Raw genomic sequence first — 1,706 nt, forward strand, 5'->3', positions numbered from 1 at the left:
TGCAGGTTGTAATTTTCTCCTCGAAGAGGATGTAGTCGACCTTTCGAAGCGAGGTGGCGACATCGCCACCGCATTGATCGATGCTGCCGACGACTGGCGTGCCGATCTTCTGGTCGTCGGCGCACGTCAGCATCATGGACTACTGCGCTGGGTCGAAGGCACAGTGTCCCAGCCACTGACAATACATTCCCGATGCTCGCTCCTGATCGTGCCGCCTTCCCACGAGGAAAAGTTGGCGCGCCCCCCGCAACGGGTTCTGATCGCGATCGACGGAAGCGCGCCGTCGTTCGAGGCTTTGAGGTACGGCATGCGGTTTGCGAAGCCGGAAGTCAACATGCGGGCGGTCTATGTCGTCGATCGCGCGGTGCGTCTGACGGATTTTGTACCCATTCATGTGCTTGAAGACGCGTTTATCGAAGAGGGCAAAGCGGCGCTTGCCACAGCGGCGGATGTATTTGCGGGTTCGTCCTGTCACTGCGATACCGTACTCGCCAGTACCGAGCAGACAGGAGACGACATCGCCCACGCGATCGTTCGCCAGGCAAGTCACTGGAATGCTGACCTTCTGGTCATGGGCACGCATGGCCGACGTGGAGTAGCGCGATGGCTACTGGGCAGCGTCGCGGGCCGTGTCGCGCATATTACGCAGACGCCATTGCTGCTCGTTCATGCGCAAGACTCGTGACACACCGTGCCGATGAGGCGTCGCGCACGAATCGATATGCCGGCCTGCTCCATTGGATCTTCCAACGCTGTGACCGCTTATGGCGAGCTGCGTGACTGAGTGGCTGGGGAATCCGACCTCGACGCCCAGCCCCCGGCCGTCAATGCCCGATGTATAGGTTAGATGTCCCTCAAGGCGAGCCACAATCCGAGCGACGATCGAGAGTCCCAATCCACTGCCGCTTTGGCGGCTTCCCCCACCCCGGAAAAAGCGATCGCTCAGACGCAACCGGTCCTGCTCCGACACACCTGGGCCGTTATCTCGCACAAGCAGTAGGGTCGCCTCCGACGTTCGCCGGGTGACGACCTCGACACAACCTCCCGTCTCGCCATACTTGATAGCGTTGTCCACCAGATTGTCCAGCAGGATACGCACGAGTGCGGGCTCCGCTAACATCGTCACGTGTGTATCTCCGTTCAGGGCTAACCCGATGCCTTTGGACGACGCATTCGCTTCGTGGGCAGCGATGCATTCGCGGGCAACGGCATCCAGTTCCACGGTCGACGCTGGTGCGGGCACACCTTCGTCAAGTCTCGCCAGCAACAGAAGTTGATCCGCCAGATGTGTGCTCCTGTCGACACCTTCAACGACCCGCTGCATCGCGAGGCGTTGTTTTGCCGGATCACGCGTGGTAAGAGCGACCTGTGCCTGAACCTTGATTGCCGCCAGTGGCGACTTGAGTTCGTGTGCCGCGTCGGCCGTGAAGGCCCGCTCACGGTCGAGCGACCCTCGCAGCCGCGAGAACAAAACGTTGAGCGCGTCGACCAAGGGACGCACTTCGGCCGGAGTGCGACGCATATCGATGGGGTCCAGATTGCCTGCGTTTCTGGCACCGATGGCCCGCGAGAGTGTTTTAAGCGGCGCGAGGCTGCTGCCAATGCCCACCCAGATCAGCAGCGCGAGAATCGGCAGCGCATAAGCAAGCGGCTTCGCGATGCGGCGCGCCACTCCGGCGCCCAGATCGGCGCGGCTATCCCTACGC

The 1,706-nt window shown here is 61.5% G+C and carries 2 protein-coding genes; one reads left to right on the top strand and one right to left on the bottom strand.

What is annotated here, in order from left to right; all coding sequences use genetic code 11:
- On the top strand, positions 1–685 hold a 685-nt coding region (locus P0D80_RS49960), incomplete at its 5' end, for a universal stress protein (protein ID WP_408296094.1).
- On the opposite strand, the gene P0D80_RS49965 is transcribed toward P0D80_RS49960, so the two are convergent.
- Positions 608–1,706: ATP-binding protein (locus P0D80_RS49965; protein ID WP_408296097.1), on the bottom strand; the 1,099-nt coding region annotated here is incomplete at its 5' end. The genes P0D80_RS49960 and P0D80_RS49965 overlap by 78 nt on opposite strands.

Origin of the sequence: Paraburkholderia sp. RL17-373-BIF-A, from assembly GCF_046030175.1 — a bacterium.
GTDB lineage: Bacteria > Pseudomonadota > Gammaproteobacteria > Burkholderiales > Burkholderiaceae > Paraburkholderia.